24 protein-coding genes and 2 pseudogenes are annotated in these 25994 nt (G+C 54.7%); 11 read left to right on the top strand and 15 right to left on the bottom strand.

Annotated elements, in window-relative coordinates:
- The first annotated feature begins 118 nt into the window (after nucleotides 1-118).
- Complete coding sequence (locus tag ACEWZM_RS04880) at nucleotides 119-733, top strand: nicotinate-nucleotide adenylyltransferase (RefSeq protein WP_414005372.1); 615 nt, start codon at nucleotides 119-121, stop codon at nucleotides 731-733.
- Here ACEWZM_RS04880 and ACEWZM_RS04875 read toward each other — a convergent pair.
- Nucleotides 713-1519 carry a DMT family transporter gene (locus ACEWZM_RS04875; RefSeq protein ID WP_414007956.1) on the bottom strand — a complete coding sequence of 269 codons (807 nt, stop codon included), beginning with the start codon at nucleotides 1517-1519 and terminating at the stop codon, nucleotides 713-715. The two genes, ACEWZM_RS04880 and ACEWZM_RS04875, sit on opposite strands and share 21 nt — an antisense overlap.
- 142 nt (nucleotides 1520-1661) lie before the next feature.
- On the opposite strand from ACEWZM_RS04875, the gene dacB reads away from it, so the two are divergent.
- Nucleotides 1662-3146, top strand: coding sequence for a D-alanyl-D-alanine carboxypeptidase/D-alanyl-D-alanine endopeptidase (dacB, locus tag ACEWZM_RS04870; RefSeq protein WP_414005371.1), 1485 nt, complete (start codon nucleotides 1662-1664; stop codon nucleotides 3144-3146).
- Between the two features lie 237 nt (nucleotides 3147-3383).
- Nucleotides 3384-3788, top strand: a pseudogene (gene fosX, locus ACEWZM_RS04865) (FosX/FosE/FosI family fosfomycin resistance hydrolase).
- Nucleotides 3789-3889: 101 nt separating this feature from the next.
- Here the strand turns inward: fosX and ACEWZM_RS04860 are convergent.
- Entirely contained in the window at nucleotides 3890-4180 is a 291-nt protein-coding gene (locus ACEWZM_RS04860; protein ID WP_414005370.1) for a DUF1330 domain-containing protein, read from the bottom strand.
- 229 nt (nucleotides 4181-4409) lie between these two features.
- Nucleotides 4410-4832, bottom strand: coding sequence for a tellurite resistance TerB family protein (locus ACEWZM_RS04855; RefSeq protein ID WP_414005369.1), 423 nt, complete (start codon nucleotides 4830-4832; stop codon nucleotides 4410-4412).
- Between the two features lie 386 nt (nucleotides 4833-5218).
- On the opposite strand from ACEWZM_RS04855, the gene ACEWZM_RS04850 reads away from it, so the two are divergent.
- The 3 genes from ACEWZM_RS04850 (at nucleotide 5219) to ACEWZM_RS04840 (ending at nucleotide 9876) form a co-directional block, all read left to right on the top strand.
- Nucleotides 5219-6862 carry a lysine--tRNA ligase gene (locus ACEWZM_RS04850; protein WP_414005368.1) on the top strand — a complete coding sequence of 548 codons (1644 nt, stop codon included), beginning with the start codon at nucleotides 5219-5221 and terminating at the stop codon, nucleotides 6860-6862.
- 166 nt (nucleotides 6863-7028) lie between these two features.
- Nucleotides 7029-7442, top strand: a complete 414-nt coding sequence (locus tag ACEWZM_RS04845; protein WP_414005367.1) for a DUF4864 domain-containing protein — start codon at nucleotides 7029-7031, stop codon at nucleotides 7440-7442.
- Nucleotides 7443-7590: 148 nt separating this feature from the next.
- The gene (locus ACEWZM_RS04840) at nucleotides 7591-9876 is read left to right on the top strand and encodes a glycosyl hydrolase family 28-related protein (protein WP_414005366.1); all 2286 of its coding nucleotides are present in this window, start codon (nucleotides 7591-7593) and stop codon (nucleotides 9874-9876) included.
- Between the two features lie 27 nt (nucleotides 9877-9903).
- Here the strand turns inward: ACEWZM_RS04840 and ACEWZM_RS04835 are convergent, their stop codons facing one another.
- On the bottom strand, nucleotides 9904-10551 hold the full coding sequence (locus ACEWZM_RS04835) for a hypothetical protein (protein ID WP_414005365.1): 648 nt from the start codon (nucleotides 10549-10551) through the stop codon (nucleotides 9904-9906).
- 237 nt (nucleotides 10552-10788) lie between these two features.
- On the opposite strand from ACEWZM_RS04835, the gene ACEWZM_RS04830 reads away from it, so the two are divergent.
- The 3 genes from ACEWZM_RS04830 to ACEWZM_RS04820 all read left to right on the top strand — a co-directional run bounded on the left by ACEWZM_RS04830 (nucleotide 10789) and on the right by ACEWZM_RS04820 (nucleotide 11987).
- Entirely contained in the window at nucleotides 10789-11106 is a 318-nt protein-coding gene (locus ACEWZM_RS04830; RefSeq protein ID WP_414005364.1) for an antibiotic biosynthesis monooxygenase family protein, read from the top strand.
- A 98-nt stretch (nucleotides 11107-11204) separates the two neighbouring features.
- Nucleotides 11205-11612, top strand: coding sequence for a universal stress protein (locus ACEWZM_RS04825; protein ID WP_414005363.1), 408 nt, complete (start codon nucleotides 11205-11207; stop codon nucleotides 11610-11612).
- A gap of 108 nt (nucleotides 11613-11720) precedes the next feature.
- A complete protein-coding gene (locus tag ACEWZM_RS04820; RefSeq protein ID WP_414005362.1) occupies nucleotides 11721-11987 on the top strand; it encodes a TFIIB-type zinc ribbon-containing protein in 267 nt (88 codons plus the stop codon).
- 153 nt (nucleotides 11988-12140) lie between these two features.
- Here the strand turns inward: ACEWZM_RS04820 and ACEWZM_RS04815 are convergent, their stop codons facing one another.
- On the bottom strand, nucleotides 12141-12317 hold the full coding sequence (locus ACEWZM_RS04815; protein ID WP_414005361.1) for a PLD nuclease N-terminal domain-containing protein: 177 nt from the start codon (nucleotides 12315-12317) through the stop codon (nucleotides 12141-12143).
- 371 nt (nucleotides 12318-12688) lie between these two features.
- Nucleotides 12689-14887, bottom strand: a complete 2199-nt coding sequence (gene uvrB / locus ACEWZM_RS04810; RefSeq protein ID WP_414005360.1) for an excinuclease ABC subunit UvrB — start codon at nucleotides 14885-14887, stop codon at nucleotides 12689-12691.
- Nucleotides 14888-15105: 218 nt separating this feature from the next.
- Between uvrB and ACEWZM_RS04805 the strand changes: the two genes are divergently transcribed.
- Both ACEWZM_RS04805 and ACEWZM_RS04800 read left to right on the top strand, forming a co-directional pair.
- Nucleotides 15106-15417, top strand: coding sequence for an ETC complex I subunit (locus tag ACEWZM_RS04805; RefSeq protein WP_414005359.1), 312 nt, complete (start codon nucleotides 15106-15108; stop codon nucleotides 15415-15417).
- Between the two features lie 515 nt (nucleotides 15418-15932).
- Complete coding sequence (locus tag ACEWZM_RS04800; RefSeq protein ID WP_414005358.1) at nucleotides 15933-16976, top strand: LacI family DNA-binding transcriptional regulator; 1044 nt, start codon at nucleotides 15933-15935, stop codon at nucleotides 16974-16976.
- On the opposite strand, the gene ACEWZM_RS04795 is transcribed toward ACEWZM_RS04800, so the two are convergent.
- The 9 genes and pseudogenes from ACEWZM_RS04795 to ACEWZM_RS04755 all read right to left on the bottom strand — a co-directional run.
- Nucleotides 16949-17905 carry a hypothetical protein gene (locus tag ACEWZM_RS04795; RefSeq protein ID WP_414005357.1) on the bottom strand — a complete coding sequence of 319 codons (957 nt, stop codon included), beginning with the start codon at nucleotides 17903-17905 and terminating at the stop codon, nucleotides 16949-16951. The genes ACEWZM_RS04800 and ACEWZM_RS04795 overlap by 28 nt on opposite strands.
- On the bottom strand, nucleotides 17902-18867 hold the full coding sequence (locus ACEWZM_RS04790) for an ABC transporter permease (RefSeq protein ID WP_414005356.1): 966 nt from the start codon (nucleotides 18865-18867) through the stop codon (nucleotides 17902-17904). Before ACEWZM_RS04790 ends, ACEWZM_RS04795 begins: the two co-directional genes overlap by 4 nt.
- Nucleotides 18864-20372, bottom strand: coding sequence for a sugar ABC transporter ATP-binding protein (locus ACEWZM_RS04785; protein WP_414005355.1), 1509 nt, complete (start codon nucleotides 20370-20372; stop codon nucleotides 18864-18866). The genes ACEWZM_RS04790 and ACEWZM_RS04785 overlap by 4 nt, the downstream gene beginning before the upstream one ends.
- Nucleotides 20373-20444: 72 nt before the next feature.
- Nucleotides 20445-21410 carry a substrate-binding domain-containing protein gene (locus ACEWZM_RS04780; protein WP_414005354.1) on the bottom strand — a complete coding sequence of 322 codons (966 nt, stop codon included), beginning with the start codon at nucleotides 21408-21410 and terminating at the stop codon, nucleotides 20445-20447.
- Between the two features lie 39 nt (nucleotides 21411-21449).
- Complete coding sequence (locus ACEWZM_RS04775; protein WP_414005353.1) at nucleotides 21450-22481, bottom strand: carbohydrate kinase family protein; 1032 nt, start codon at nucleotides 22479-22481, stop codon at nucleotides 21450-21452.
- Complete coding sequence (locus tag ACEWZM_RS04770; RefSeq protein ID WP_414005352.1) at nucleotides 22478-23143, bottom strand: D-lyxose/D-mannose family sugar isomerase; 666 nt, start codon at nucleotides 23141-23143, stop codon at nucleotides 22478-22480. The genes ACEWZM_RS04775 and ACEWZM_RS04770 overlap by 4 nt, the downstream gene beginning before the upstream one ends.
- Nucleotides 23130-24290: a Gfo/Idh/MocA family protein gene (locus ACEWZM_RS04765; RefSeq protein ID WP_414005351.1), complete on the bottom strand. Its 1161-nt coding sequence runs from the start codon at nucleotides 24288-24290 to the stop codon at nucleotides 23130-23132. Before ACEWZM_RS04765 ends, ACEWZM_RS04770 begins: the two co-directional genes overlap by 14 nt.
- On the bottom strand, nucleotides 24287-25117 hold the full coding sequence (locus tag ACEWZM_RS04760; RefSeq protein ID WP_414005350.1) for a class I fructose-bisphosphate aldolase: 831 nt from the start codon (nucleotides 25115-25117) through the stop codon (nucleotides 24287-24289). The genes ACEWZM_RS04765 and ACEWZM_RS04760 overlap by 4 nt, the downstream gene beginning before the upstream one ends.
- A gap of 418 nt (nucleotides 25118-25535) precedes the next feature.
- Nucleotides 25536-25814, bottom strand: a pseudogene (locus tag ACEWZM_RS04755) (site-specific integrase); the annotation flags it as partial.
- Nucleotides 25815-25994 lie beyond the last annotated feature (180 nt).

The following is a 25994-nucleotide window of genomic DNA, read 5'->3' as shown; positions in this document are numbered from 1 at the left end:
GGAACCCAATGGGCTTATCGCTGCCGGTGCTTGTTGTAGCTGCGATTGCATACCGTGAATGACTATGTGTTCTACTTACAATTGATCTCCTCTCCAAACTATGTTCATCAAGGCACTTATGACGCATCGCCTGCCACATATTTCACCCGGAACCACAGTGGGTCTTTTGGGCGGGTCCTTTGATCCGCCGCATGAGGGGCATCGTGCGATTTCTCTGGCTGCGCTGAAACGTTTCGGGCTGGACCAGTTAGTCTGGCTTGTTTCTCCTGGTAATCCACTGAAGGCGCATCCTCCGGCGCCTTTGGATCGACGCATTGCGGTAGCACAGGCGTTGATGGATCACCCACGGGTTCAGATCAGCGGGATCGAGGCCAAGATCGGAACGCGCTACACGGCTGAAACGCTGCGGGTCCTATGCAAGCTGCACCCCGGTGTGCGGTTTGTTTGGCTGATGGGGGCGGATAACCTTGCGGATTTTCATCACTGGAAGGATTGGCGACAAATCCTTGGAACCGTGCCCGTCGGGGTGTTGGCCCGGCCGGGTGATCGGATCTCAGCACGGCTTTCTCCTGCAGCACGGCTTTATGCGCCCTACCGTTTGAAAGGCGGCCAAAGCCGTCTTCTGGCACGGGCTACTACACCGGCTTGGTGTTTTGTGAATGTTCCGATGGTCAATGCCAGTTCGAGCGAGATTCGCGCGCGAGGGGATTGGTCAACCGCGGAGCCGCGCTGACGCCAGACCCGCACTGATCACGACACCAAGGCCTGCCCATGTCAGTGCATCAGGCCATTGATCAAAGGCCCACCACCCGAGAGATACTGCGGCTATCAACTGAAAATACACCAATGGAGCCAGTCTCGAAGCCGGCGCACTTGTGTATGCAAAGAGCAGTAGCAGATTACCCAGCATTGAGAACATCGCGCTGCCCATGGTGAGTGCGGCAGTCGAGAAACTGGGTGCAGGCAGAGTGGCAAGCCCCAGCGGAAGCGTTAGCAATGCGCTGATCGCCAACTGTGTCAGACTCAACTGCAACGGTGTGCCAAGATGGGATAGCCAACGGGATGTGGTTAGGAAACCACCATAGCACATCCCCGCCAGTACCGCCCAGATCAGATTGGCTGAGCCACCAAGGCCGGGCCGCACCACTAACAGAACGCCGCAAAAACCTATTGCCATCAACAGGCTACGTAGAATAGTGGCCGGCTCGCGCAGCAGCAGTACGGACAGGATATAGCTGGCAATGGGGCCAACAAAGAAGGCGGCAAAGACATTGGCCAAAGGTTCTGTTTGTAACGCGATCTGGATTGACAGGATGCCACCGCTCAGAAGTGTGGCTCGCATCCACAATCGCCAATCCGCGAACAAGGGCAACGCCTTGCCTCCCGCAAATGGCAGCACCAGTGCAGTGCCGATTGCGAACCGTGACCACGCCACAAACCCCGGTGTTGCCAGACCACTCGATGTGAGCAGTTTACCACAAAGGTCCCCGGCCGGGATCATTGACATGGCGACAAACATGATCATGACTGCCCGTACCATTGTGCCAGCGGTAGCAGGCGGGCATGGCGAATAACAGCGGTCATTCACCTGCCAGCCTACGTCACAATAACGTGTGGCAGGTTTGTAGAATTATAAGGGTTTTGAGTAGACTATTGCTGACATGATTTCGCGACGTTTTTTTCTGACAAGCGGCCTTGCCTCACTGGCGGCCAATAGCGCCCTGGCAAATGCGCCTGCAGTATCCTTGCGCCCAGTTGCGCGGGACCCGGCCAGGCTGATTAGTGCTGGGGGCGGATTAAAAGGGTTATTGTCCCGTGCCGGTCTATCGGGTGAAGTTGCCTGTGCGGTTGCCGATGTTAAGACAGGCCTGCGGCTTGAGGCCGAGGGTGCGCGCTCAGGTCTGCCACCAGCCAGCGTCGCCAAGGCACTGACAGCGCTTTATGCATTGGATGCATTGGGAGCTGACCACCGGTTCACCACGCAGATCGTCGCTACGGGCGGCATCATGGGCGGTGTGGTTAAGGGAGATCTGGTGCTGGTGGGCGGCGGCGACCCCATGCTGAACACAGATAATCTGGCGCAGCTGGCCAAAGCCCTGAAAACTGCTGGCATCCGCGAAGTGCGCGGCGCCTTTCGGGTCTGGGATGGGGCCTTGCCACGGATCAAAACGATTGACCCCGGCCAGCCTGACCATGTTGGATATAGCCCGGCAATTTCGGGTCTCGCGCTGAACTACAACCGGGTGCATTTCGAGTGGAAACGTGCGGGCCAGAGCTGGTCTGTCACTATGGACGCCCGTACCAAGAAATACCGCCCGGAGGTGGCAATTGCGACGATGAAAATCGCTCAGCGCAGCCTGCCGGTCTACAGCTATTCTGAACGCAACAATGCCGACCATTGGACCGTTGCCAGTAAGGCGCTGGGCAAAGGCGGCGCGCGTTGGTTGCCAGTACGCCACCCAGGTGCCTATGCGGCAGATGTGTTCCGCACCATGGCGCGGTCCAATGGCATAAAGCTCGGCGCTCCCAAAAACGCCAAATCTCGCCCCTCGGGGCAGGTGGTGGCCCATCACAACAGCCCGCCGCTGGACCTGATGTTGCGCGCAACCCTGAAGTATTCCAACAATCTGATGGCAGAGATGATCGGTCTGGCAGCTACCCAGGCAAGCGGTGGACGCCCGCGCTCGCTGAAAGATTCCGCGGCGGCCATGAACCGCTGGGCAGAGGCGACCTATGGGATGGCCAATACTCGGCTGGTGGATCATTCCGGCCTTGGCGAGGACTCGCGGGTTACGCCTGATGACATGGTCAGCGCGCTGGTGGCTGCATATCGCGACGGACGTCTGCAGCCGCTTTTGAAATCCTTTCCGATGCGGGATAGCAAAGGTCGCGTCCAGAAGGGACATCCGATCAAAGTGGTGGCCAAAACCGGTACATTGAATTTCGTGTCTGGCCTGGGCGGATTTATGACCGCAACGGATGGCACGGTACTGGCCTTCGCCATCTTTAGTGCCGATAAAAAGGCGCGTTCACGCATTTCAAGGGCAGAACGTGAACGACCGCAAGGGGCGAGCGGTTGGAACCGTCGCGCCAAACAAGTACAGCAAAAGCTGATCGAACGATGGGGCAGGGTCTACGGCAGCTGAGCAGGCCGGATAAAGCACACTGGAATTATCGATATGCGGAATGCCGACATGCCTAACTCGAAACACTGGTTGTATTTTCTTATTCAGCGTCTTGTGTGACAGAAGCTTGACCCGAATGCCGGATACTTCGGCACCGATATTAATGCGTCTAAGGATTTGGTCGAGGTCAAGCTGACCTCGCTGACAATGGTAGAAAGACTGCTAAGTCCCGGACAAAGAAAACCGGTAGGCAAGGCCATGATCGAAGGTTTGAGCCATATAACGTTTATAGTGAGCAATCTCGACAAGATGGAAGAGATGCTCACAACTGTTTTTGATGCGCAGAAAATATACGATAGCGGTGAGAACACATTCTCACTTTCCAAATAACGGTTTTTCGACATTGGCGGCATTTGGATTGCAACGATGGAGGGCGATCCCTTGCCGGACAAGACTTACAACCACGTAGCCTTCAAAATGGCACCTGATGAGTACGATGATAGGTTGCAACGTATCCGGTCATTGGGCCTAGAGGTTCGAGAACGTCGCTCACGCGTTGAAGGCGAGGGTCACTCAATTTATTTCTATGACTATGACAACCATATGTTTGAGTTGCATAGTGGCACGCTTGAAGAACGCTTGCGGCGATATACTCAGAAGTAATTCTAAATTGTGGTCGTAGCGCTGAAGTGCGGGTTTGGCAGACAGCGCCCAACAACGATGTATCTAGCATACTCTATGGACCGCTGGTGCTGATGATAACCTCAACTGACCACACAAACGTCATATCGGCTAAATGCCAAATCCTTGACCTGTTCCAGAGAGCGGTAGTCAGGGTGGTCAAAGACCATTCGTATCGCCTGGTCATTGGGATATTCGATAATTGAAACATAATGTGGCGGCTCTGAACCGCATAAGGTCTCCGTGACCTCATAGCGGCTGATTAATCTCGCGCCAGCCGCCTCCATAAGGCCCCCAACAATAAACAGGTACTGTTCAAGCGCCTTGCTGCCACCAACCTTCATAGATGTCATTGCTAAGACAGTTTTTGTCATTGTCGATCGGCCTTTTCTTCTCGCGCAAGAACAATCGCGGAATTGGCACGCTCACGCACCGCGAATACCAATAGCTTGCTCGTGTTTGGTCGCTCAAGAGCGGCCGTTGCACCAAACTCTAAGCTACGCAAGCGCTGGAGCACTCTACGGGTTTCGGCCTCCAGTCACACAGCAGAAAACAGACACAAAGGCTGCCTTCAGTGATTGGTTCCGTACCGAAGGGAAACACTTAGACCATATGGCGCGCGCGGGCTCCACGTTCGATGCCTGCGGCGTGCAGCCGGTCGATATTCAGCTCGTAGCGGATTTCTTCCAGCAGGCGCAGTTCAGATTCAGCCAAACTGCCATCGGCGGCAGCTACATCGCAGGCCAGTGCATAGGCGGTTTCAAACAGGCGCTCAGGCAAATCTTCACGGATTAGACCAAACAGCGCATCCAACCCGTCTTCTTGCTCAAACAGATCAAAGACCGTCTGCGAGGTGCGGTTGACCCTGTCAATATCATAATCGGCGAACACTGGCAGCATGTTCACGGCAGACTGAATTTTGACCAACTCAGCTGTACGGATGTTCTCATCCGAGGCCGACACCGCCACCATCAGTGCAACGAGGCAGTCCTGCGGGGTAAGAGGGTGAGCGGTTTGGGTGTTCATATGTGTTTCCAGTAATTGGCATGCGGTTTGATATGAGAATAGGCATCGTACCCAGCCCAATCAACGGGTCATTGCGTCACTGTGCAAAATCCGCTCATCGCTCGCCTATCCCTTGTTTTTCAGACCGCCGACCCTTGAGACGCAGGCTAAAGCCTCTTGGTATCTTGGCAATTGCACTGATTGGCGCATATTTTATGGTGCTTGTTGGCTGTCAAGGGTCGCTGTTTCTTGACTCATTATGTCCCCGTCACCATAGGTGAGGCCGACCGGGTGCATGGGGTGCCCGGCAGTGGTTTGCCGCCTGCAATCATTGGTGCCAAAGAGGCACTGGCAGGGGCGCCTAGAAGTCCAACCGGGACATTATCCGGTTGCCGATGGAGAATATGATGTCTGATCTGCGCGAAGAAGCTCTGAAGAGCAAAGCCTGGCCGTTTGAAGAGGCCCGCAGGGTTCTCAAACGTTATGCCAAGGGCGCGCCGGAAAAGGGTTATGTTCTGTTTGAAACCGGCTACGGCCCGTCGGGCTTGCCGCATATCGGTACCTTTGGTGAGGTCGCGCGGACCACAATGATCAAAACCGCGTTTGAGCTGATCTCAGATATTCCGACCAAACTCATCTGCTTCTCAGATGACCTGGACGGTATGCGCAAGGTTCCGGGTAATGTGCCCAACTCCGAAAGCCTGCATGAACACCTGCAAAAGCCGCTGACATCGGTGCCGGATCCGTTTGGTACGCATGAGAGCTTTGGTCATCACAACAACGCCATGCTACGCCGTTTCCTTGATACCTTTGGTTTCGAGTATGAATTCTACTCGGCACAGGAATTCTATAAATCCGGTCAGTTTGACGAGGTCCTGAAACGCGCCGTCGACAAATACGATGACGTCATGGCGATCATGCTAAAGAGCCTGCGCGAAGAGCGTCGCCAGACCTATTCGATTTTCCTGCCAATCCATCCGGAAACCGGCCGCGTGTTGTATGTGCCGATGAAAAAGGTTTGTGCTGAGACCTATACAGTCACCTTTGATGATGAGGACGGCAAGGAGTGGACGCTGCCTGTGACAGGCGGCAATGTGAAACTGCAGTGGAAACCGGACTTCGGCGCCCGTTGGGCGGCGCTGGGCGTTGATTTCGAGATGTATGGCAAGGATCACTCCACCAATACGCCGATCTATGATGGCATCTGCCGGGTATTGGGTCAGCGCGCACCTGAGCATTTCACATATGAGCTGTTCCTGGATGCTAATGGTCAGAAGATCTCGAAGACCTCGGGTAATGGCATTTCGATCGACGAATGGCTGACCTATGCCTCGACCGAGAGCCTAGCCTATTTCATGTACCAAAAGCCCAAGACCGCGAAGCGGATGCATTTTGATGTGATCCCGAAGGCGGTAGATGAATATCACCAGCAGTTGCGCGCCTATGCGACCCAGGATCTGAAAGCTCAGCTGAACAATCCGGTCTGGCACATCCATGCTGGTGACGTACCGAAGTCCGATATGGTGGTGCCCTTCTCTATGCTGCTGAACCTTGCGAGTGTCTCCAGCGCCGAAGACAAAGCGACCATGTGGGGGTTTATCAACAAATACGCACCGGATGCCACGCCAGAGAGCAATCCTGCGATGGATCAGGCAGCGGGCTTTGCGGTTGCCTATTTCAACGATTTTGTGAAACCTGAAAAGACCTACCGCTTGCCCACCGATCAGGAGCGCGTGGCCCTTCAGGATCTGGCTGATGCACTGAAATCACCCGAGGCGGCACTGACGGCAATCGCGAAGAAAAACGAACTTGTTGGCAATGAAGATCCGCTGCCAGAGGCCAATTTTACGGATGAGGAATTCCTGCAGTCAGTTGTCTTTGCCATCGGTAAAATCCATGGATTTGAGCCGCTGCGCGCTTGGTTCTCTGCGATCTACGAAGTGCTTCTGGGTGCATCCCAAGGTCCGCGTTTCGGCGGTTTCATTGCGCTCTACGGTGTTGAGGAGACCATCACATTGATCGATCAGGCCCTTGCAGGCGATCTGCTCTGAGCAACCAATAGCTCCCGAAACAATCAGCAACGGGCGCCTTAGTGGCGCTCGTTTTTCTTTGCACGGATACCTGCTTTTCCATCACCAGTTTACGCAAGCCTTCCTGACGCAGATTGACCGTTGCCTGCTTTGGTCTACTTAAATTGTGCAACAGATGGGGATGGTAATGCGTAAGTTGATGTTGATGAGTGTCTGTATCGCCATGATGGCGCTGCCCATTTCTGCGACTTCTGAGGCGCGCGATGATGCGATAACCGGTGTAATTGACGATCAGATCGCAGCTTTCCTGCGGCGCGATGCCGAGGCCGCCTTTGCCTACGCTTCTCCTTTGATCCAGGGGGTGTTTGGCAGCCCTGACCGATTTGCCGAGATGGTCCAGTCCGGTTACCCAATGGTCTGGCAACCGGTTGAAGTCCGTTATCTCGCGCTGCGAACTGTTGCTGGAAGCCTGTGGCAACGAGTGATGATCACCGATCCTGAAGGACGCGTACATTTGCTGGATTATCAGATGGTTGAGACAGCAATGGGATGGAAGATCAACGCAGTTCAGTTGCTAACTGATGACGCGCCGACAACGTGATCTGACTGTCTGATTTGCCCGCTGTGATGCGTACCCGGCGCACGCCCCTCTGATGGGGCGTTAAATCCCATGATCTACAACCCTTTCCTTGATTAAACCGGGCTTCGGCCTGATCAGCCGGAAACGGCGGTTTTAGAAAGGGTGACTGATGAACATAGCGATCACTGATGGCGTAGAGCTGCTGCCGCCGGCGTTTGAGCAGGGGCTGAATAATTGGTCCAGTGGGAATGGAACACCGGGATCGGACACCTATCAGGGCGCAGCCAACGCGGCCTTTGTTGCCGCTGATGCAGATTTCGGCGGCTGCCTGGAACTGCAAAAAAATACTTCAGTGCAGAAGTTGCGCAATACGACCCGCACCATGTTGAGCCCGGGTTGCTATTTGCAGATCACAGCGCGGGTGAAGGCGATCAGCGGCGCGCTGCCGACCGTTCGCATTGCCGCTTGGGCCGGACAGTCTGGCGGCAGCCATCTGGGTGGCGTGGTGGAGGCTGGTCCCGGCACCAACCTGTCGACCTATGGTCAGGTGGTTGAAGTTTCGGCCATCGTTGGTACTGGCAGCCGCAACGGTGTTGATATGGCCTGGGGCCGTGCTGGGCGGTTTGCGCATGTGGGGCTGGATTTGATCGGACCGAACGGCGGCGTAGTACGTATCGATGATATCGAGGTGCGTGATGTCACCGGCGTGTTCCTGCGCGATATGATCAGCCTAGTGGATGTTACGGACTACGGTGCCATTGGTGACGGCAATACCGACAACACAGCCGCGTTTGAGGCGGCAGATGCCGCCGCCGCTGGCCGTCGGGTTTTGGTTCCGGCGGGAGAGTATTATCTTGGAAGCACGGTGTCGATGAACCATGAGGTGCAATTTGAGGGTACGGTCAAAATGCCGACCAACCGCATGTTGCTCTTGACCCGAAATTTCGATTTTCCCAGTTACGCTGCGGCTTTCGGGAACGAGGAGCTGGGCTTTAAAAAGGCGTTTCAGGCCCTATTGAACAACGTCGATCATGAATCTCTGGATCTTTGTGGGCGCAAGGTCACCCTGCGCGGCCCGGTTGATATGCAGGCAGCGGTGCCAAATAAGACCAGCTACGCCACCCGCAGGGTGATCCGCAACGGCCAGCTTGAGGCCGCCTCAAACGCCGCTTGGGCGACGGATACGGTAACTGCGCAGGCGACTTATAGTACCAGCGATACACGTAAGCTGACCAATGTGGCCAATATCGCAAATATCCCTGTTGGCGCGTTGGTCGAAGGCAGTGGAGTAGGGCGCGAGATCTACGTGCGGGCGAAAAACGTCGGTGCACGTGAGCTGACCCTGACTGCACCACTCTATGATGCGGTCGGCACGCAACAGTTTACCTTTCGCGATTTCAAATACATGTTGGATTTTGGCGGTTTCAGCGCGCTCAGCAAGTTTGGCATGACGGAAGTAGAAGTTCAGTGCGAAGGGCGCTGTAGCGGTATCCGGCTGGCACCCGCTGGCAAGGTGTTCAGTCTGGATCATTGTTTTATTTCGCGACCACGGGATCGCGGCATTACGTCTATTGGCAGTGGCTGTCAGGGGATCCTGATTGACAACTGCCAGTTCCTCTCAAATGAGGAGCCGTTGAATGTCGCTGCCCGGCAGTCCATTGCTTTGAACGTCAATGCCAATGACGCCAAACTACGCAACAACCGCGCGACAAAGTTCCGCCATTTTGCGCTCCTTGGCGGGCAAAATCAGACAGTGACCGGTAATCACTTCTTTCAGGGTGATACTGTGGCTGATGGGAGCCGGACTGCAGGCCTTATCCTGACCAGCACCAACTGCGCATCAACTGTGTCCGACAACTATATCGACAACTGCTTTGTTGAATGGACCAACGAACGTGACGCGCGGCCAGATTTTACCGATGGGTTTTCCTTCAGTGCGCTATCAATCACTGACAATGTGTTCTTGTCCGGCGATGTTGCGCCATGGTTCAGCTATATCGTGGTAAAACCATACGGAACTGGGCATTTTCTGAACGGGATGACGGTATCTGGCAATAAATTCCGCTCTATCAATGGCTCCATAGATCGCGCTGAGCGGGTGGATACCAGTTTTGCCAATCTCGATTTTAGCCGATCCAAAAGTATCTTTTACGAGGGGAACACCTATCACAACGTTTCTACCGCCGTGGCTAACCCGTTGCGGATTGAACATGTGCAGGGCAGTGCAGCCAGGACCTGGACCGTGGATACAGATGATGCGTTGCCGTTTCGTGGACAGGCGCGGGGGGTTGATAGTGTCATCGCCGTTGGCCCGGTAGAGCTCAGCGGGGGTGCCGATCGACATGCTATGCCACACGCAAAGCTACGCGTGGGCAGCCGTCGGGATCAGGTGCAGCTGATCTGGCCAGAGGCTGTGCGCGGTACCGTTCAGGTGACTGTGCGCGTGGACAAGTGATGCAATATGATTTGCGTTCGTTGCGAGTCAAAACCTGTGCCAAAGCGCTAATTTGATCCCAAGTGACTGCGTATCGGCGCGCTTGTGCTGGAGACCTATCACCAGTTCAGGCGCGCTGCTCCCAAAGTGCCTATCCAGTGGAACCCGCAAACTGGAGGTTGTTGTCAAGGACAGTGGTAATCCTGCTGTCTTGCTGGTTTCGATCTGCAACAACGGCGCTATTTTTCCTGGGCGGTCCAATCCAATTGTCATGTCCAGTTTCCAGGTCTGCTCCAGTCCTTTGCTGCGCCATTCATGCGCTATATCCAGCGCGATCCATCCCGATAGCCGACTGTCTCTAGGTTGGGTTTCAAAGCTGCGACCGTAGGATAGGGTCAAACGCTGCATCGGGGCCCAGATTTCGCTGCTCTGGTTCATTCCCAACGCCAGCTCAACCGAAGTCTGTGCACGCCCCAGCTGGGACAGAGGGTGGCGGGCGAATATCAGTGCATGGGCAGAACTCCTTTTGCTGACGTTCAGGTCGACGCCAACGGTCCAGCGTGGGTGAAGCCCAAACTCACCATAAAACCCGAGCTCAGTTGGCATACGCATGCCATCGCCGTTCCCCTGCAGCGCAACAAGATCCTGTCGTAGCGTCAGGCTGGTGGAGGTGAAACCCTGGTTCTCTTGTTGCAACCACGCCCCGGCTGATACCGGGAGCATTGGCATCAGGCACAAGTAGGCTAGGGTCAGGAGGTGCGTGAACCAGTGACACATATAAACACTTTAAAGTTGTTTTTTATTTTGTCTATTCCCTTTATATATGTAAATCGGGTGCCCGTCGGCAGGTGATATTTTGGGCAGGGGACGACAAAAATCACTGCCGGAACTTGCCAAACCGGCGTAGGCTAAAGATGGAAAACGGAGGAAGCCATGCCGACGATAGCGACCAATACCGAAACCCAAACCGTAATCACGACATTTGAGATGACGCCAGGCACTTGTCAGGATCTGCTGGATGCCCTTACCGCCGCTTACGCCGAGTTCATTTCCCATCAGCCAGGGTTTATTTCGGCGGGGCTGCATGTGAACGATGCGCAGACGCGGATTGCCAATTATTCGCAGTGGCGTCGTCGCGAGGATTTCATGGCGATGCTACGCAGCCCTGAAATGCGTAAGCGCAATCGAGAGATAAATGAACTATGTCGCAGCTTTGAGCCGGTGATGTATGAGGTCGCTGCAACCTTCTGATCTGTGATGCGTTTCCTGAGCGGCTGCGGCTGATCTCGATCAAGGCGGCCCAATGTGAACTGCCTTATCGAGAGGTGCGCCGATAGAGGAGGCCGCAAATGTACAATAATATTCTTGTCCCGATTTCATTTGATCCCGACCGTGATGTCAGTGGACCGCTGAAGCTGGCGGCTTTGCTTGCCACGCCTGATGCAAAGATCAACCTTTTGCATGTCGTTGAGCAGGTGCCCACCTATGCAATCTCCTATATGCCGGTTGATTACCTTGAGGCGGCACGAAAGGCGTTGCAGACAGAGCTCGACGGATTGGCCAAGACGCTACCCAATGCTACCGGCGTGTTGATTGATGGCCATTCGGGACGGGCTATCCTGGACTGGGCAGGGGACAATTCATCGGACCTGATCATTATCGCGTCACATCGTCCGGGAATGCAGGATTTACTCCTGGGATCTACCGCCACCCAAGTCGTGCGTCACGCCGCCTGTGCGGTGCATGTGGTACGATAAGCCGTTCGATTTGGTATTGCCCCAATCAGCAATTTTACGCCCTTAGGGTTGTTCAAAACGGGTTTCGACCCCACTTGCATTGCAATGTTGTTTTGTGAGGAGAAAACGATGCAATGTCCAATTGATGGCACCCAGCTTGTAATGACTGACCGCGCGGGGGTGGAAATCGATTATTGTCCGCAGTGTCGGGGCGTTTGGCTGGATCGCGGTGAGTTGGACAAGATCATCGAACGGTCCGTTCAGCCAGCGCAACAACAGCAGCCAGCGCAACGAGACAGCTATCGCCCAGAGAAACGCGATTCAGATCATCGTTATTCTGAAAAACGTTACAAGAAAAAACGTGGCGGTTTTCTTGAGGACCTATTTGATTTTTAGAATAGGCGAGGTCGACTCGCGCCACGGTGATTTCAAAACCCATAGGGTGGTCGACCGCCGTAGAGCCAGGCTTCTCGCTTTTGTGGGAAAACAACGTCGCGATGCCATAGAACTGGCGTCGCGCATGCTCTCTGCAAGTCTATGTGTTATATCTTACCTTCCACCTCGCGGGCCCGCAATTATCCACGCTATCAGGCCGACGACAGGTAGGAATATGATGACCAAAGCCCAGATCACCTTGGCACCGGTGGAGGCACCGGACGTAAGGATTTGATAGATTGCGTAAAGGCCAGCTATGAGAATAAGCAAACCGAGAAGACTGTAACCCATTTTATCTCTCCATTACTTGTATTCTGTTCTTTCAACTGGGCAGTATTGCCGTAGATTTCGATATCGGTTTTTTGCACCAATTACGCGTTTCGTTGGTATTACTTCCGTCTCATCGTTGAAGACGCAGTGCCATCGGGAAAAACCGCATCTTGAAAACATTAGTTTAGGTTGTTCTAGGCGTAGTTGGCAGTATTATCATCTTTGGCGATGGCATTTACATGGCTGATTTCAATCGGGCTAGAATAGCCGGTCATTTGTTAGCTAGTGCTCACCCGCGTTTTCTATTCATTTAGGTCCTCTGTCCGAGAGTCCGGTAGAAGCCCGTTGATGATAGTTGCGGACCGATGACGCACGCGGCCCGCGGCTACCGGCTATGAGAATTTTTTCTGCGACTTACCACGGTAGGCCCGCGTACCGGCTTTCCCTGCGGATGATCGACCGCGTGATTTCACGGCCGCGTCTGAGGCCGCTTCGATCGCGGACTGACGTGCAAGAGGATCGTCGGACACCGCAAGATCTACCGCTTCCAATCGTTTCACCTCATCACGCAGGCGAGCGGCTTCCTCGAATTCAAGGTTCTCGGCTGCTTTGCGCATCTGTTCGCGTAGGCCTGTGAGATGGGCCTCCAGATTAGCGCCATGCATTGGTGTATCGATATTGGCTGTAACGCGGTTCATGTCCACATCGCCCTGATACAGGCCAGCCAAAACGTCTTCGACGTTCTTTTTGACCGTTGCGGGCGTAATGCCGTGTTCCTCATTGTAGGCGATCTGCTTGTCGCGGCGGCGGTTGGTTTCCCCCAGTGCACGCTCCATCGAGCCGGTGATGCGGTCCGCATACATGATGACACGGCCCTCGGCATTTCGTGCAGCGCGGCCAATTGTCTGGATCAATGAGGTCTCTGAGCGCAAAAAACCTTCTTTATCGGCGTCAAGAATGGCCACCAACCCGCATTCTGGGATATCGAGCCCCTCTCGCAGCAGGTTGATCCCGATCAACACATCAAACGCACCAAGCCGCAAATCACGCAGGATTTCAATTCGCTCCAGCGTGTCGATGTCTGAATGCATGTAGCGGACTTTGATCCCCTGTTCATGCATGTATTCTGTGAGATCTTCAGCCATACGTTTTGTCAGCGTGGTCACCAGTGTACGAAAGCCATCTGCGGTAACTTTGCGGACCTCATCCAGAAGATCGTCTACCTGCATATCAACAGGGCGGATTTCCACCTGCGGATCCAGCAGGCCGGTCGGGCGGATCACCTGCTCTGCAAAAACGCCACCGGATTGTTCGATTTCCCATTTCGATGGGGTGGCTGAAACAAATACCGACTGTGGACGCATTGCGTCCCATTCCTCAAACTTCAATGGACGGTTGTCCATGCAAGAGGGCAGGCGGAACCCGTGTTCTGCTAGTGTGAATTTGCGCCGGTGGTCACCTTTGTACATGCCGCCGATTTGAGGCACGGATACGTGAGATTCATCTGCAAAAACAATGGCATTGTCCGGAATGAACTCAAACAAGGTGGGGGGGGGCTCGCCGGGGGCACGCCCCGTCAGATAGCGTGAATAGTTCTCGATACCATTGCAATGGCCGGTGGCTTCCAACATTTCGATGTCGAAATTGGTGCGCTGTTCCAACCGTTGCGCTTCCAGCAACTTGCCTTCGCCAACAAGCTGGTCCAACCGCATTTTCAACTCGTTCTTGATCGATATGACAGCCTGTTTCAGTGTCGGCTTGGGCGTCACATAGTGTGAATTCGCGTAAACGCGGATCTGATCAAAACTGCCGGTCCTTTCGCCGGTGAGAGGGTCGAACTCCGTAATGCCTTCCAACTCTTCACCAAAGAATGACAACCGCCAGGCGCGATCTTCCAGGTGGGCGGGAAAGATCTCTAGCGAATCGCCACGCACACGGAAGGAGCCGCGCTGAAACGCCTGATCGTTGCGTTTATACTGCTGAGCGACCAGATCGGCCATCACCTGCCGTTGATCATATTCGTCGCCGACTTTCAGATCCTGGGTCATCGCAGAATATGTCTCAACCGAGCCGATGCCGTAAATGCAGCTGACTGAGGCTATGATGATCACATCGTCACGTTCCAGCAGGGAGCGGGTGGCCGAGTGACGCATCCGGTCGATCTGCTCGTTAATCTGACTCTCTTTTTCGATATAGGTATCGCTGCGCGCGACATAGGCCTCGGGCTGGTAGTAGTCATAAAAGGAAACAAAGTACTCGACCGAGTTTTCAGGGAAGAAGCCTTTGAATTCGCCATATAATTGAGCAGCTAGTGTTTTGTTCGGAGCAAGAATAATCGCAGGGCGTTGGGTTTCTTCAATGACCTTGGCCATGGTGAAGGTTTTGCCGGTGCCGGTTGCTCCAAGCAGAACCTGATTGCGCTCTCCGTCCAGCACGCCCTCGGAGAGTTCCTTGATCGCGGTGGGCTGATCGCCTGCCGGATCAAATTCGGTTTGCATGATAAATTCCCGCCCGCCTTCCAGCTTTGGACGCTGCTGTGGCGCGCGGTCGGCCATCATTGGCATGGTTTTGTCAGAATGGGCGTATGGCATATCGGCTGTCTCCTGCTAGGTGCAGAGATTGATCTGTTTTTGTTCTTATTCAAGAGGCATTGTGCCGCGATGCTTGCTTACCTGTGTGAAGTCAGGTGCAAACCGAGCAAAAAAGCGCGTTTTTCCGGATAAACCGATGCAATCCGCCGCATTTGCCATCTTGCCCGAGGTAAGGGTTCGGCGCATATAGAGAACAGAGAGTTTCGAGGAGACAGCCCATGCGAGCGCGGATTTATCGGCCAGCCAAAAACGCCATGACCTCAGGTATGGCGAAGACCCGCAAATGGGTTCTGGATTTTATCCCAACCAGCGCGCGTGAAGTGGACCCGCTGATGGGTTGGACATCTTCACATGATACCCAAAGCCAGGTGCGCCTGCGGTTCGATACGAAGGAAGCGGCACTGGAGTACGCAGAGGCCAATGGCATCGATGCAGTTGTGACCGAGCCCAAGACACGCAAGGCCAATTTGCGTGCCGGTGGCTACGGCGAAAACTTCGCCACCAACCGTCGCGCGCCTTGGACACACTGATATAGCGTAGATTTCAGCCTTCGCTGCATGTGATGGCCAGCGATGTGGCAAGACACTTGCAGCAGGCACTCCTCTGATCGAGTTTTCATTTCTTGCGGGATGAAGGCAAAGCTGCGGGCCTAGCACCCTGCGTGTTAGGGACCTAACTTTCGCATCGGTTTGTCGATGTCAGTGGTCCAGCATTCGCATTTCTATAGTTTCAAAGCGATATGGTTTTTGGACTCTTCGTCGTTCCAGTCATCGGAAACCGAGTGTCGAACATATCCGGTATTTTCTGGCCGCTGCATGCCGGGCTTGGGCATTAAAGGTTGCGCAATACTGCCTGCTGTGATTGGCGGACATTGATCCTGGCAACAGAAACCTGACCGCAATAACTATTCGGCCTGGCTTTGGACGTCTGGTGCAATAGGTCATGGCGCACCACTGCGTTTTGATCACTGCAGAACCGACCAATTTGTTGGTAATAGTCTATGGTTTCGGGGTACATTTGTCTGCGAAGAACGAAAGCTGTCGAATTGAAAACGAGCTCGCCGAAACTCCAAAAGGTCAGCGTGAAAGATGTTGCGCGCCGATCCGGCACATCGCTTGGCACAGTGTCGCGTGTCATAAATGGTGGGGCGTCGGTTAGTGCCGATGCGCGTGCGCGTGTTGAACAAGCTATATTGGACCTTGGATACGAACCGAATGCAGGTGCACGCCAAATGCGGTCTGGGCGCAGTGGCCTCATTGGGATCCTGTTGCCCAGTCTAGATGTCCCGTTTTTTGGTATTTTGGCTCAGTCTTTGGAGCAGGCCCTATTTCGAAATGGGTATCACAGCCTGATCTGCAACACCGAAGAAAATGAACTGAATGAGCAGCGGTACGTATCGACATTGCTGGGCCAGCAGGTTGATGGCGTAATTGCAGCGGCGGTTGTGACCACGCAGAATTTTGACCGTTTCGCGGATCGTAATATTCCGATCATTGCGGTCGACCGGTCTCCTGATGGTGAACCCGGTCATCTCGTTTCGGTCGATCACAAGGAAGGAGGCCGTTTGATGGCCAAGCACCTGCTTGATCTCGGGCACAAAGACATCGCCGTTGTTGCGACGCCAACACATTCTGCGCCTATTATGGATCGCATCGCAGGCATCGAAGAAGCGTTGGCAGAGCAGAATTGCGCCCCCGTCGGCATCGCACTTGGGGAAACACATAGCTTTGATGCTTCTTTTGCTTTGGCGCGCCAAATTCTGAATGATACGAAGCCAACAGCCGTGATTGGCACTTCAGATATTGCCGCCATTGGTGTGATCCATGCGGGGCATGAATTGGGCTACCGCATGCCAGACCAGCTATCTGTGATTGGTTTTGATAATCTGCCGCAAAGTGCGCATATCTTTCCGCCGCTTACCACGGTGGAGCAACCAATTGTGCTGCTTGGTGAGCTTGCTGCACAAGAACTGCTTCACCAAATAAATGGCGAAAAATTTGAGAAGCCGGACCTGAATAGGCTTTCCCTGCAGGTGGTTGTGCGTGCAAGCACGGCGCCCCCTTACAGTGTTTCGACAGAAATCCGGTAGCGGGTCGAAAAGCTGCACTCGGGCACGAGGCGAGTCGCGGTTCTGATGCCAGCACGGTTGAGCGGATTATGCGCCGCGGAAATCGCAGAGCCAAAGTCGAAGGCCGAGCAAACCGGTTCCACCCCAAGTGCGAGATGGCGGCCGTTCCAAGGCGGGCCTGTACGGCCTCGGTTGCTTATCCAAAGCATCAACGACGGAAACACTGCCGCATCCCAATCGACGCGAACTTTATATGCTTCTGTTAGGTTTTCGAGCGTCGCATGACCCTCTGCACCTGACAGGAGCAGTATCGTCTCGGACGGTGTTTCATAGGGCAGCTGCAACATTCTGTCGGCTATCCGAAACGGTGCGGGATCTGTAGAGACAGGTGTGCCGCCCGTATCGCCGGGGTAGCTATATGCCTGATCATATGCGCCGAGAACGAGGCGGGCCTGGCCAGGCACCTCCGGCAGCCGCAGAACAGGGTGTAGGCCAATCGGTAAATTGGCCTCTTTGCGCATTTCTATTTGCAATCCTATGTCGACGCCAGGCGATAGGGGCACGCCTTTCACCCAGCGTGACAGCCGTTTGACGGCATCGTTAAAGGGGTAATAGATCTGCGCCTCTGCACCATCTGGTTGGTTCTGAGTGATCGTCCAACCATGGTTCGCCCCATAGCCATGCGGCCATTCACATTGCGGTGCCTGGCTATGGGACAACTCGCTGCCCGGCGGGCTGCTTGGTGTCATCCCAAAGGGAACACAAGGCCATTCACCTTGCAGATGCTTCAAAATTGGCGGCGTTGCGGCTGGGAGATCCTTGCCAAGCCACGGGGCTGTGTGAAGCGGACGTATGACGCGCCCGTCTTCCAGGTAGAACTCCAGATCGCTGAGCATCGCGCCCTGGCGGGCAAGCCGTCCTTGGCCGCGATCCCAACGAAACACCGTCATTTTCGGTCGATGAAGAAGTTGATGAACACCGCCCCCAGGATTAAGCCGCCCTTGATCACTTGCTGGGTATAGGGATTGAAACCCCAGAGTGTCATTGCGTTCAAAAGCACGCCCAGGAATAAGACGCCAATGAAGGCTCCCCAGATCGTGCCCTTGCCGCCAAACAGGCTGATGCCCCCGATAATTACTGCCGAGATCACCTCAAGCTCCATCCCGCGCGCGATGGTTGGGTTACCTGCGTTGACCAGCGAGGAATAGATGATCCCGCCGGTAGCGGCGAACACGCTGGTCATCATGAGGCAGATGGTTTTGGTGCGCCAAACATCGATCCCCGATAGACGCGCTGCCTCCATATTGCCACCTACCGCATAGATCGAGCGACCGAGAGCCGTGAAATTCGAAATTGTAAAAGTGATTACGAAGGCGGTGGCCAGAATGTAAACGGGCACCGGCACGCCCCAGAAACGCCCGGATCCGATTACGTAGTACCAGCTTGGGAAGCTTGAGATCGGAACGCCTCCGGTGATCAGGTTGGCCAGTCCCGCAAGCGTTGCCATCATCGCAAGTGATGTGATGAAGGTAGGTACGTTAATTTTTTGCCGCAGGGTTCCCGCCATCAAGCCTATGGATGAAGCAAACAACAAAGTTCCGCCAAAGGCGACAATCACGGTCCAGACCGCAGGTTCCAGCGCGCCGCCTGAGAGTTTGTCGACCAGCCAGGCGGTCAGGCAAGCCGAGACCGCGACCATCGACCCGACGCTCAGGTCGATCTCGCCCACGATTATGACGAGGGCCATGCCAAATGCGATCATTCCTGGGACGGCGATGTTGCGTAGGATGTTCAGCTGGTTGTTGACGGTCATGAAGCCGGTAGCAGTTGACGCCACTAAAACATAAAGTGATAGCAAAATCAGTAGCATAGAGTTTCGACGTAGGATCGATATCAGGTCAGTTTGGATCATGCTGTTGTTTCCGCGTTCTGGGGCACCGCCATACAAGCGGTGTAGATATCTTTGGGATCGAGCACGTCGTTCAGGAACGTCTCGGTGATTTGACCGTCACGCAGCACAAGAATGCGATCACAGCATTCGGTCAGGTCTTCCAATTCAGTTGATACAACGATGGAACTGACGCCATCGCGCGCCTTTTCCCAGATCAGCTCATAAATTTGGCGCTTGGCTTGTACATCGACGCCACGTGCGGGCTCGTCAAATAGGAGAATGTCAGGGGCGTTGTTGATCCAATTTCCAACAACGATCTTTTGCTGATTTCCCCCCGAGAGGGATGATACAGGCAACATCGGATCGCCGACTTTGATCTGCAAGCCAGCGATCTGGCGATCCACAAACGGACGTTCGCGGTTTTTGGTGATCCAACCGGTTGGTGCAATCTTGGCCTGGCCGGCCAGACATAGATTGGCATGAGACGATAGCAGTTGCACTAAGCCCGCGTGTTTTCTATCTTCTGATGTGTATCCTATCCCAAGCGATTTCATGGTTGGAATATCTGGTGTGGTGACGGTTCTGCCGTGGATACTCACTGTGCCACCTTCCAGCCTGCGCGCGCCGAAAATCGCGTGCAGAAGTTCAGTACGACCAGATCCGAGCATCCCGGCAATGCCAAGTACCTCACCTGGGTAGAGATTAAAGCTGACGTCGTGGAAAAATGGCGCTAGTGCCAGCTGGTTAACGCTTAGGACCGGCTGGCTGCGATCAATTTGCGTCGTTGGTCGTTCGAGTGGTGGCAAATCTCCGAACATCATATCGAGAATGACCGGTGGGCTTGCGTCATCAATCGGCACACTGCCGACAAAACGCCCGTCACGAATGGCGGTGACAGTATCCGCGATCATGCCCAATTCAGCCAAACGGTGGGTAATATAGATAATGGTCACTCCGAGCTCCCTCAGCCGTCGCACCAATGCAAACAGATGCTGCACCTCGGCTTGGGCAAGCGCGGACGTGGGTTCATCCAGTTGCAATACCTTCGGGCGAAAGCTCATCGCTTTGACGATCTCGACCATTTGCTGTTGCCCGACCGACAGCTCTGCAATGCGTGCGGTGGGCGATATATCCAGACCGCCGATCTCCACGAACAGCTCTTCAGTCAGGCGGCGCAATTGGCGCCAGTCAATCAATCCGCTCCGTTTACGCGGCAATCGGCCAAGGAATATGTTTTCAGCCACCGACAGCTCAGGAACGAGGCTCAGCTCTTGATAGACCGTCGCGATGCCTGCGTCTTGAGCTTGGCGCGGTGTTGCGAAATGGGCCTCGTTATGGCCAACGCTGATCGCCCCTTCTGTGGGCTGAATAGCGCCGGACATCATTTTTACAAATGTGCTTTTGCCTGATCCATTTTTACCAATCAGCGCGTGGACCTGTCCGGCCTCAAACACATGGGTGAACCCTTCTAATGCTTTGACCGCGCCATAGTGTTTGGTGAGATTATTCAGAGAAAGCTGCGTCATTGTCGTTCACTCCGGTATCGCAAAGGGCCCACTGCCTGGCCCTTTGCTGCAGTCACCTGACGATCAGGAAACCTATTGGATGCTTTCGAGGAAGTTTGTAACGCCATCAGGGTCTGTACGGCTCAGAAGTAGGGCAGGGACAGTCGTCTGCGCCTCAACCACTTCGCCAGCCATGACTTTCAGTGCGGCGTCCGCGCCCATTGCACCCATCATGATCGGCGCTTGCGCTGTCACCGCCTGAAGGACGTTGTTCCCGGCCAAGAGCCCTTGGCCCAGCTGTTTGGACCCGTCGATGCCGAAGACAAAGACCTCGCCCGCACGACCGGCGTTGAGCACGGCTTGCATCGCGCCGACGGTGCCCCCTTCGTTCGCGGCATAGATCACGTTGACGTCTGGATGCGCGGTCAGGATGTCCGTGGCAACCGTGACAGCGGCTTCGGGCATCCATGCATCTTGCTCGGACTGGATGTTGATTGTGTTACCTTCAACCACGGCGTCCTTGAAGCCGCCGGTACGGTCCCCGGATTGTTCGGGCAGTAGCGACGAGAATGCCAGGGTGGCCACATTCGCTTTACCGCCAAGGGTTTCTGAAATGAACGCCGCTGCGGCACCGCCTGTGGATGCGCCGAGATCACGGTTTGCAGTTGAGAATGTCGCGTTCGCGATAGAGCCGTCCTCGAGCCCACCGTTCAGTGCAATCACGATGATCCCGGCTTCACGGGCCCGCTTCAGAGCTGGCGCGGAATCTTTTGCGGAGACAGGTGCAATCACGATCGCATCTACGCCACGGGCGATATAGGTGTCGATCGCCTGGATCTCGCGGGCCAGGTCACCGTCGATGTTGATTTCAAGGACTTCTGCACCGGCTGCTTCAGCCTTGTCACGGATCCCAGTCTGCAGGAACTGCATGAACTGATCGCCCTGAAAGACCACGCTTGCGATGACGGGATTATCTTGCGCCATAGCCCCGATTGGGGCTGTCGCGGCCATCGCCGCAACCGACATCGCAACGAAAGTTCTTCTGATCATATTGGACATTGTCTTTCCTCCTCATAAGACATTGTTCTAGTTATTTATTTATGGTGATATCGGGATCTCCTCCATCCGGATCACATCACATTCCAACTCTTTCAAATTGGGAATTGCTTCGCAGGCCGTTACCCCTTTGAGCGACGCGCGCGCCGTTGCATTGGCCAATGCAAGCGTGTTCTCCAGCGGCCAGTACTCGTGGATCGCGTAGAGAAGACCGGCGCAAAAAGCGTCGCCTGCACCAAGGGGGCTTGCAATCTCGTCAGCGGCCAGCCGCTTTGTTGGGGCCCATTTCTGATCACCCTCCTTGTCAGTCCAAAGCACCTTATCGGGGCAGTGCAGAACAACCGCTTTGTTGACACCGGCTTCAATCAGCTCGCGGGCCATGGTCGTAAGCGCCTCGTCAGATGGAATTTCCCCTTCGACAACAGGAACGCGACGGGTTGCATGGGCCGCTTCGATCTCGTTCAGGACCAGATAATCGATATATGGAAGTGAGTGCCCGACACTATCTGCAAATCCCGGATCATCAGTCGACACCAAATCAACACAAGTGATCATCCCGGCGGTCTTTGCACGGTACAGCACGCGGGCGGCTCCCGTCGTTCCATCAGGAGTAATTTCATCCAGACCAGCCAGCAGCATCGGATAGCCTAGATAGAAAATCCGTGCGGTGTTCTTGGTGAAAATCTCTTCCGGAAAGTCATCGACAGTCAGCGCGTCGTTTGCGCCACCTTGATAAAAGAAGGTCCGGGTTTGTCCAGGTACTGACATAACATGGGTATGGGCCGTGGCGGTATCGCCCTTCACCTGCATATGTCTGCTGGGCAGCCCCATCTCTTTGCAGCGACGCAAGACGTAGCGGCCATGCTCATCCTCACCCACAGCACCCATTGGCCAAAGCGGCAATCCAGTGTCGAGTTTGGTCAATGCGGCTACGACATTGGCCGCACCGCCGCCGATATCGAAGCTCTGTTCCCCGATCCGCACAAGTTCGCTTTCGCGTGGCCAGTAGCCAATTGCATGGACCATATCCACGATCCAGTTGCCCGCACATATGATGCCGGACCTCTCTGTCATGATGCCGTTCCGATTTCGTTCCAGAGCGGGTGCAGGCTGGCTTCGTCTTCTTCGATTGCTGAAAACCGGCCAAGCGGTTCGAGGAAATAATTGTCCGCGCCATCGTCATTGACCTGACTGACTTCGCCTCCAAGAACCATACCTGTACCGGGTTTTGCATAGAACCGGTGGAATAGGCCGCGTGGAATAGTCACGCTTTGCCCCGGCGTAAGAACCAGCGGCTCATCAGGCTGGCGGTACACCATAACACCATCGCAGCGTAGTTCGATTGGCTCGGTCACGCCCTCCGGTTGGCGAAATTCCAGCACAAGATCGCCGCCCCCGCGATTGATGATATCTTCGAGCTTAACCTTGTGTGTGTGGAACGGGGTTTCCTGATTTTCACCAACAAAGAGTAGCTTTTCGGCATAGGGAAGGCTGTCATGTGATGACTGCACCCCATTGCGTAAGCAAAACAATCCAAGCCCGCGCCGGGTGAAATCACCGCTGCCAAAATCAGTGACATCCCAGCCCATTTGATGCCTGTTCAACCAAACCGCCAGGTCCTTATTTGCCTCGTAGTCTGCGGCACTCCAATGGGCCCAGTCGGGCAGCGACCAACGATGGGCCTCTAGCAGTAACTTTGCCCGCTTAATGGTATCGTTGATCTCAGAACGCTTCATGAGGGGCCCCATAGTCGACCTCGACCACGCAATGCTCGGACCCAGCTTTCTGCGCTGCAGTCAGAATTGCATGATGATCAGCAGCCTCATCTGGTGTGACGCAATGAAAGCCATTTGCATCGCCGCCGGACATTTCATCAAGAAAGGATGCCCACATCTGCTGAAGCGCATCAGGAAAGCCAAACTCGAAAATATTGCCGGTGATCGTCGGGAATAACGTATCGAAACCGAGGTCTTCCACCTGCCAGACCTGCTTGCCGCCATCATAGGACATCCACTGCCATTGGCGCGGGTTTTTGGTGGTGAAATAGGCGCTTTTCTTTGTGCCCAGAACACGCAAGCTCCAGGTGTTGGATTCGCCGGGTGCAATACGCCAGGTTTTCATAACCAGTGGAAAACCGCCGCCGGCATCTTCTACATGGCCCGTGATCGTGGCATTGTCCCATGTTTCACAAGGAACTATATTGCCCTTGCCATCGGGTCGCGTGCGAAAACGGTTGACCAGCGCGGCTGAGACGCGCGTAGGCTTCCAGCCCAAGCGCAGGGGGACGTGCAGAACATGCATTCCCAGATCGCCCATACTGCCATAGGCGCCGTTGACGTCGACCATCCGTTTCCAGTTGATCGCTTTGTCGGGGTTCAGGTCGGAGGAGTGCAAAAACGCCGCTTCGACTTCGATGATTTCACCCATGTCTCCATCACGGACCAGATCGATCACCTTCTGTGCACCGGGGTAGAATGGCATTTCGGAAGAACAACGAACGAAAAGCTCGGGGTGCGCATCAATTGCCGCCTGAATGCGCGAGTTCGCAGTCCGGTCTATGCCGAAGGGTTTTTCACCCAAGAGGTGTTTTCCTGCCTCCAGGATCTCTGGATATATTTGGTCATGCAAAACATGTGGAAGCGCGCAGTAGATTGCATCGATCTCGTCATTCTCCAGCAGTTCTTTGTAGTTCGTGGTTTGCTGCGCCACGCTGGCGATATTGCTTGAAAACCAGTCCATTAACGCGACGTTTGTGTCGCAGACGGCGACGATTTCAGGGCGAACCTTCGGGTTTTCAAGGTGGAGCCAACGAGCAGCAGCCGAGGCAAATTCACGCCCCATTAACCCACAACCAATGACGCCAAATTTGATGACTTTGGTCATCCGATCATCCCCAATGCATCCGCGACGGAAACGCCATCATGAACGATGGCCATCAGCGCTTTGGTCATGCCGGCGGGGTCGCGATGATGGATCACATTGCGGCCATAGACGATACCTCGCGCGCCTTGCTTCATCAGCTCAGCGGTCCGCTTGAGGATCACGTCATCGGAGACTTTGCCGCCGCCACGGACAAGCACAGGAATATTCTGGGCAATCTCGATCACGCGACCATATTCAGATACGTCATCACAGGGATCGGCCTTGATGATGTCAGCGCCTAATTCGACGGCCTGGCGCACAAGCGGCAGGATTTTGTCGATGTCGCCATCCACCATATAGCCACCGCCCGCTTTTGCGTTGTCCTGCATCACAAGCGGTTCGACCATCAGCGGCATCCCCGCCAGATCGCAGGCGCGTTTCAAGCGATTGATATTCTGAACGCAAGCTTGATGGATTTCCGGCTGACCCGGCAACATCAGCAAGTTTACCACGACGCAGGCCGCATCCAAGGCAAGCCCTTGTTCAACCGGATCGGCAATCACCTCGGAAAACAGACTGCTGGGCAATGGGGTTCCATAGACATTCGCAATATCTGTACGCAGCACCAGCGCCGGGCGCATGCGGCCCGGAATGGCTTGCAGAATCGGCGCGGTGCCGGGAGGTAGTTGGATCGCGTCGGGCGCTGCATCCGCTACCGTTTTGATCGCCGAATGCATGTTTTCGATGCCGCCCAAAAAGCTGCGTTCACTAAACATGCCGTGGTCAATCGCCACATCAAAACAGTTCCCCGACAGGCCGAACAGCCGGTTCATTCGTGCAGATTTCATCTGCCCCTCCCATATGTCAGACGCATACCACAATCAGTGGAAACGTTTCCATTTGATCGTAAGAGATGAACGGATCTCGTGTCAATTATTAATGATATTCGGCTGATGTCGTAATTACCGGTTAAAAATCAGCATGTTGAAGTGATTGAGTGTCGCGAAACGGTCTGATTTTGCAGAGTGTTGAAGCCGCAACTTATTGTCTTCAGCTATCGAGGCTTTGAAGCGGGTGATTCGAAATCGTTGCATGCTCCGGTTCGTGCAGTTCTTAGCTGCGCGAGCAGTGTGGGCGCTTAGACCTTTGATGAGATGTGAACGCTCCATGGCGTATTAGCTGCGTAGGAACATAGCAGGCATCGGGCGTAACGACCGCTTTGAGCCGCCCGCCGCGACGACCGCTATGTCATCAGATTTCGATGGCTTCAGAAATTTCTAAGCGCACTGGCTTTTGCGTTTTGCTTTGCAAGACCGAGGCGCGTTCTCGGATTTGGTCAGATGCCATTACATCAATGACTTTCATCCTAACCAGGTCGCATCCACGTAACTTGCTGTCGATCGTCAGGTTGAATAGCGCCAGAACACGGCTCTTCGCTGCTAACACAAAGAGAACTCGTATCGCCCAGACATGTTTCGGCTTGAGGGGGCGTTTCTGGCCGACAATCCGACCTTTGTTCCAGGCGGGTCTTAGGGCGCGAATGATTGGTAAGTTTGATGTTTACATGACGGATCCTCCTGTCGGCCATACCCGCCCACATCGACAACCCATCGTTGACATCCGGCTTTATCATACCGGTCGCGCGCCTGCTTCGAGCACTGTAGGCGCGGGCTAAACTACACCGACAAATTTTACGCAATGGCCGCGACAATTCGAAATTCAACT

Source organism: Phaeobacter cretensis (genome assembly GCF_047372505.1).
GTDB lineage: Bacteria > Pseudomonadota > Alphaproteobacteria > Rhodobacterales > Rhodobacteraceae > Phaeobacter > Phaeobacter cretensis.
This window is presented reverse-complemented; position numbering and strand designations above follow the sequence as displayed.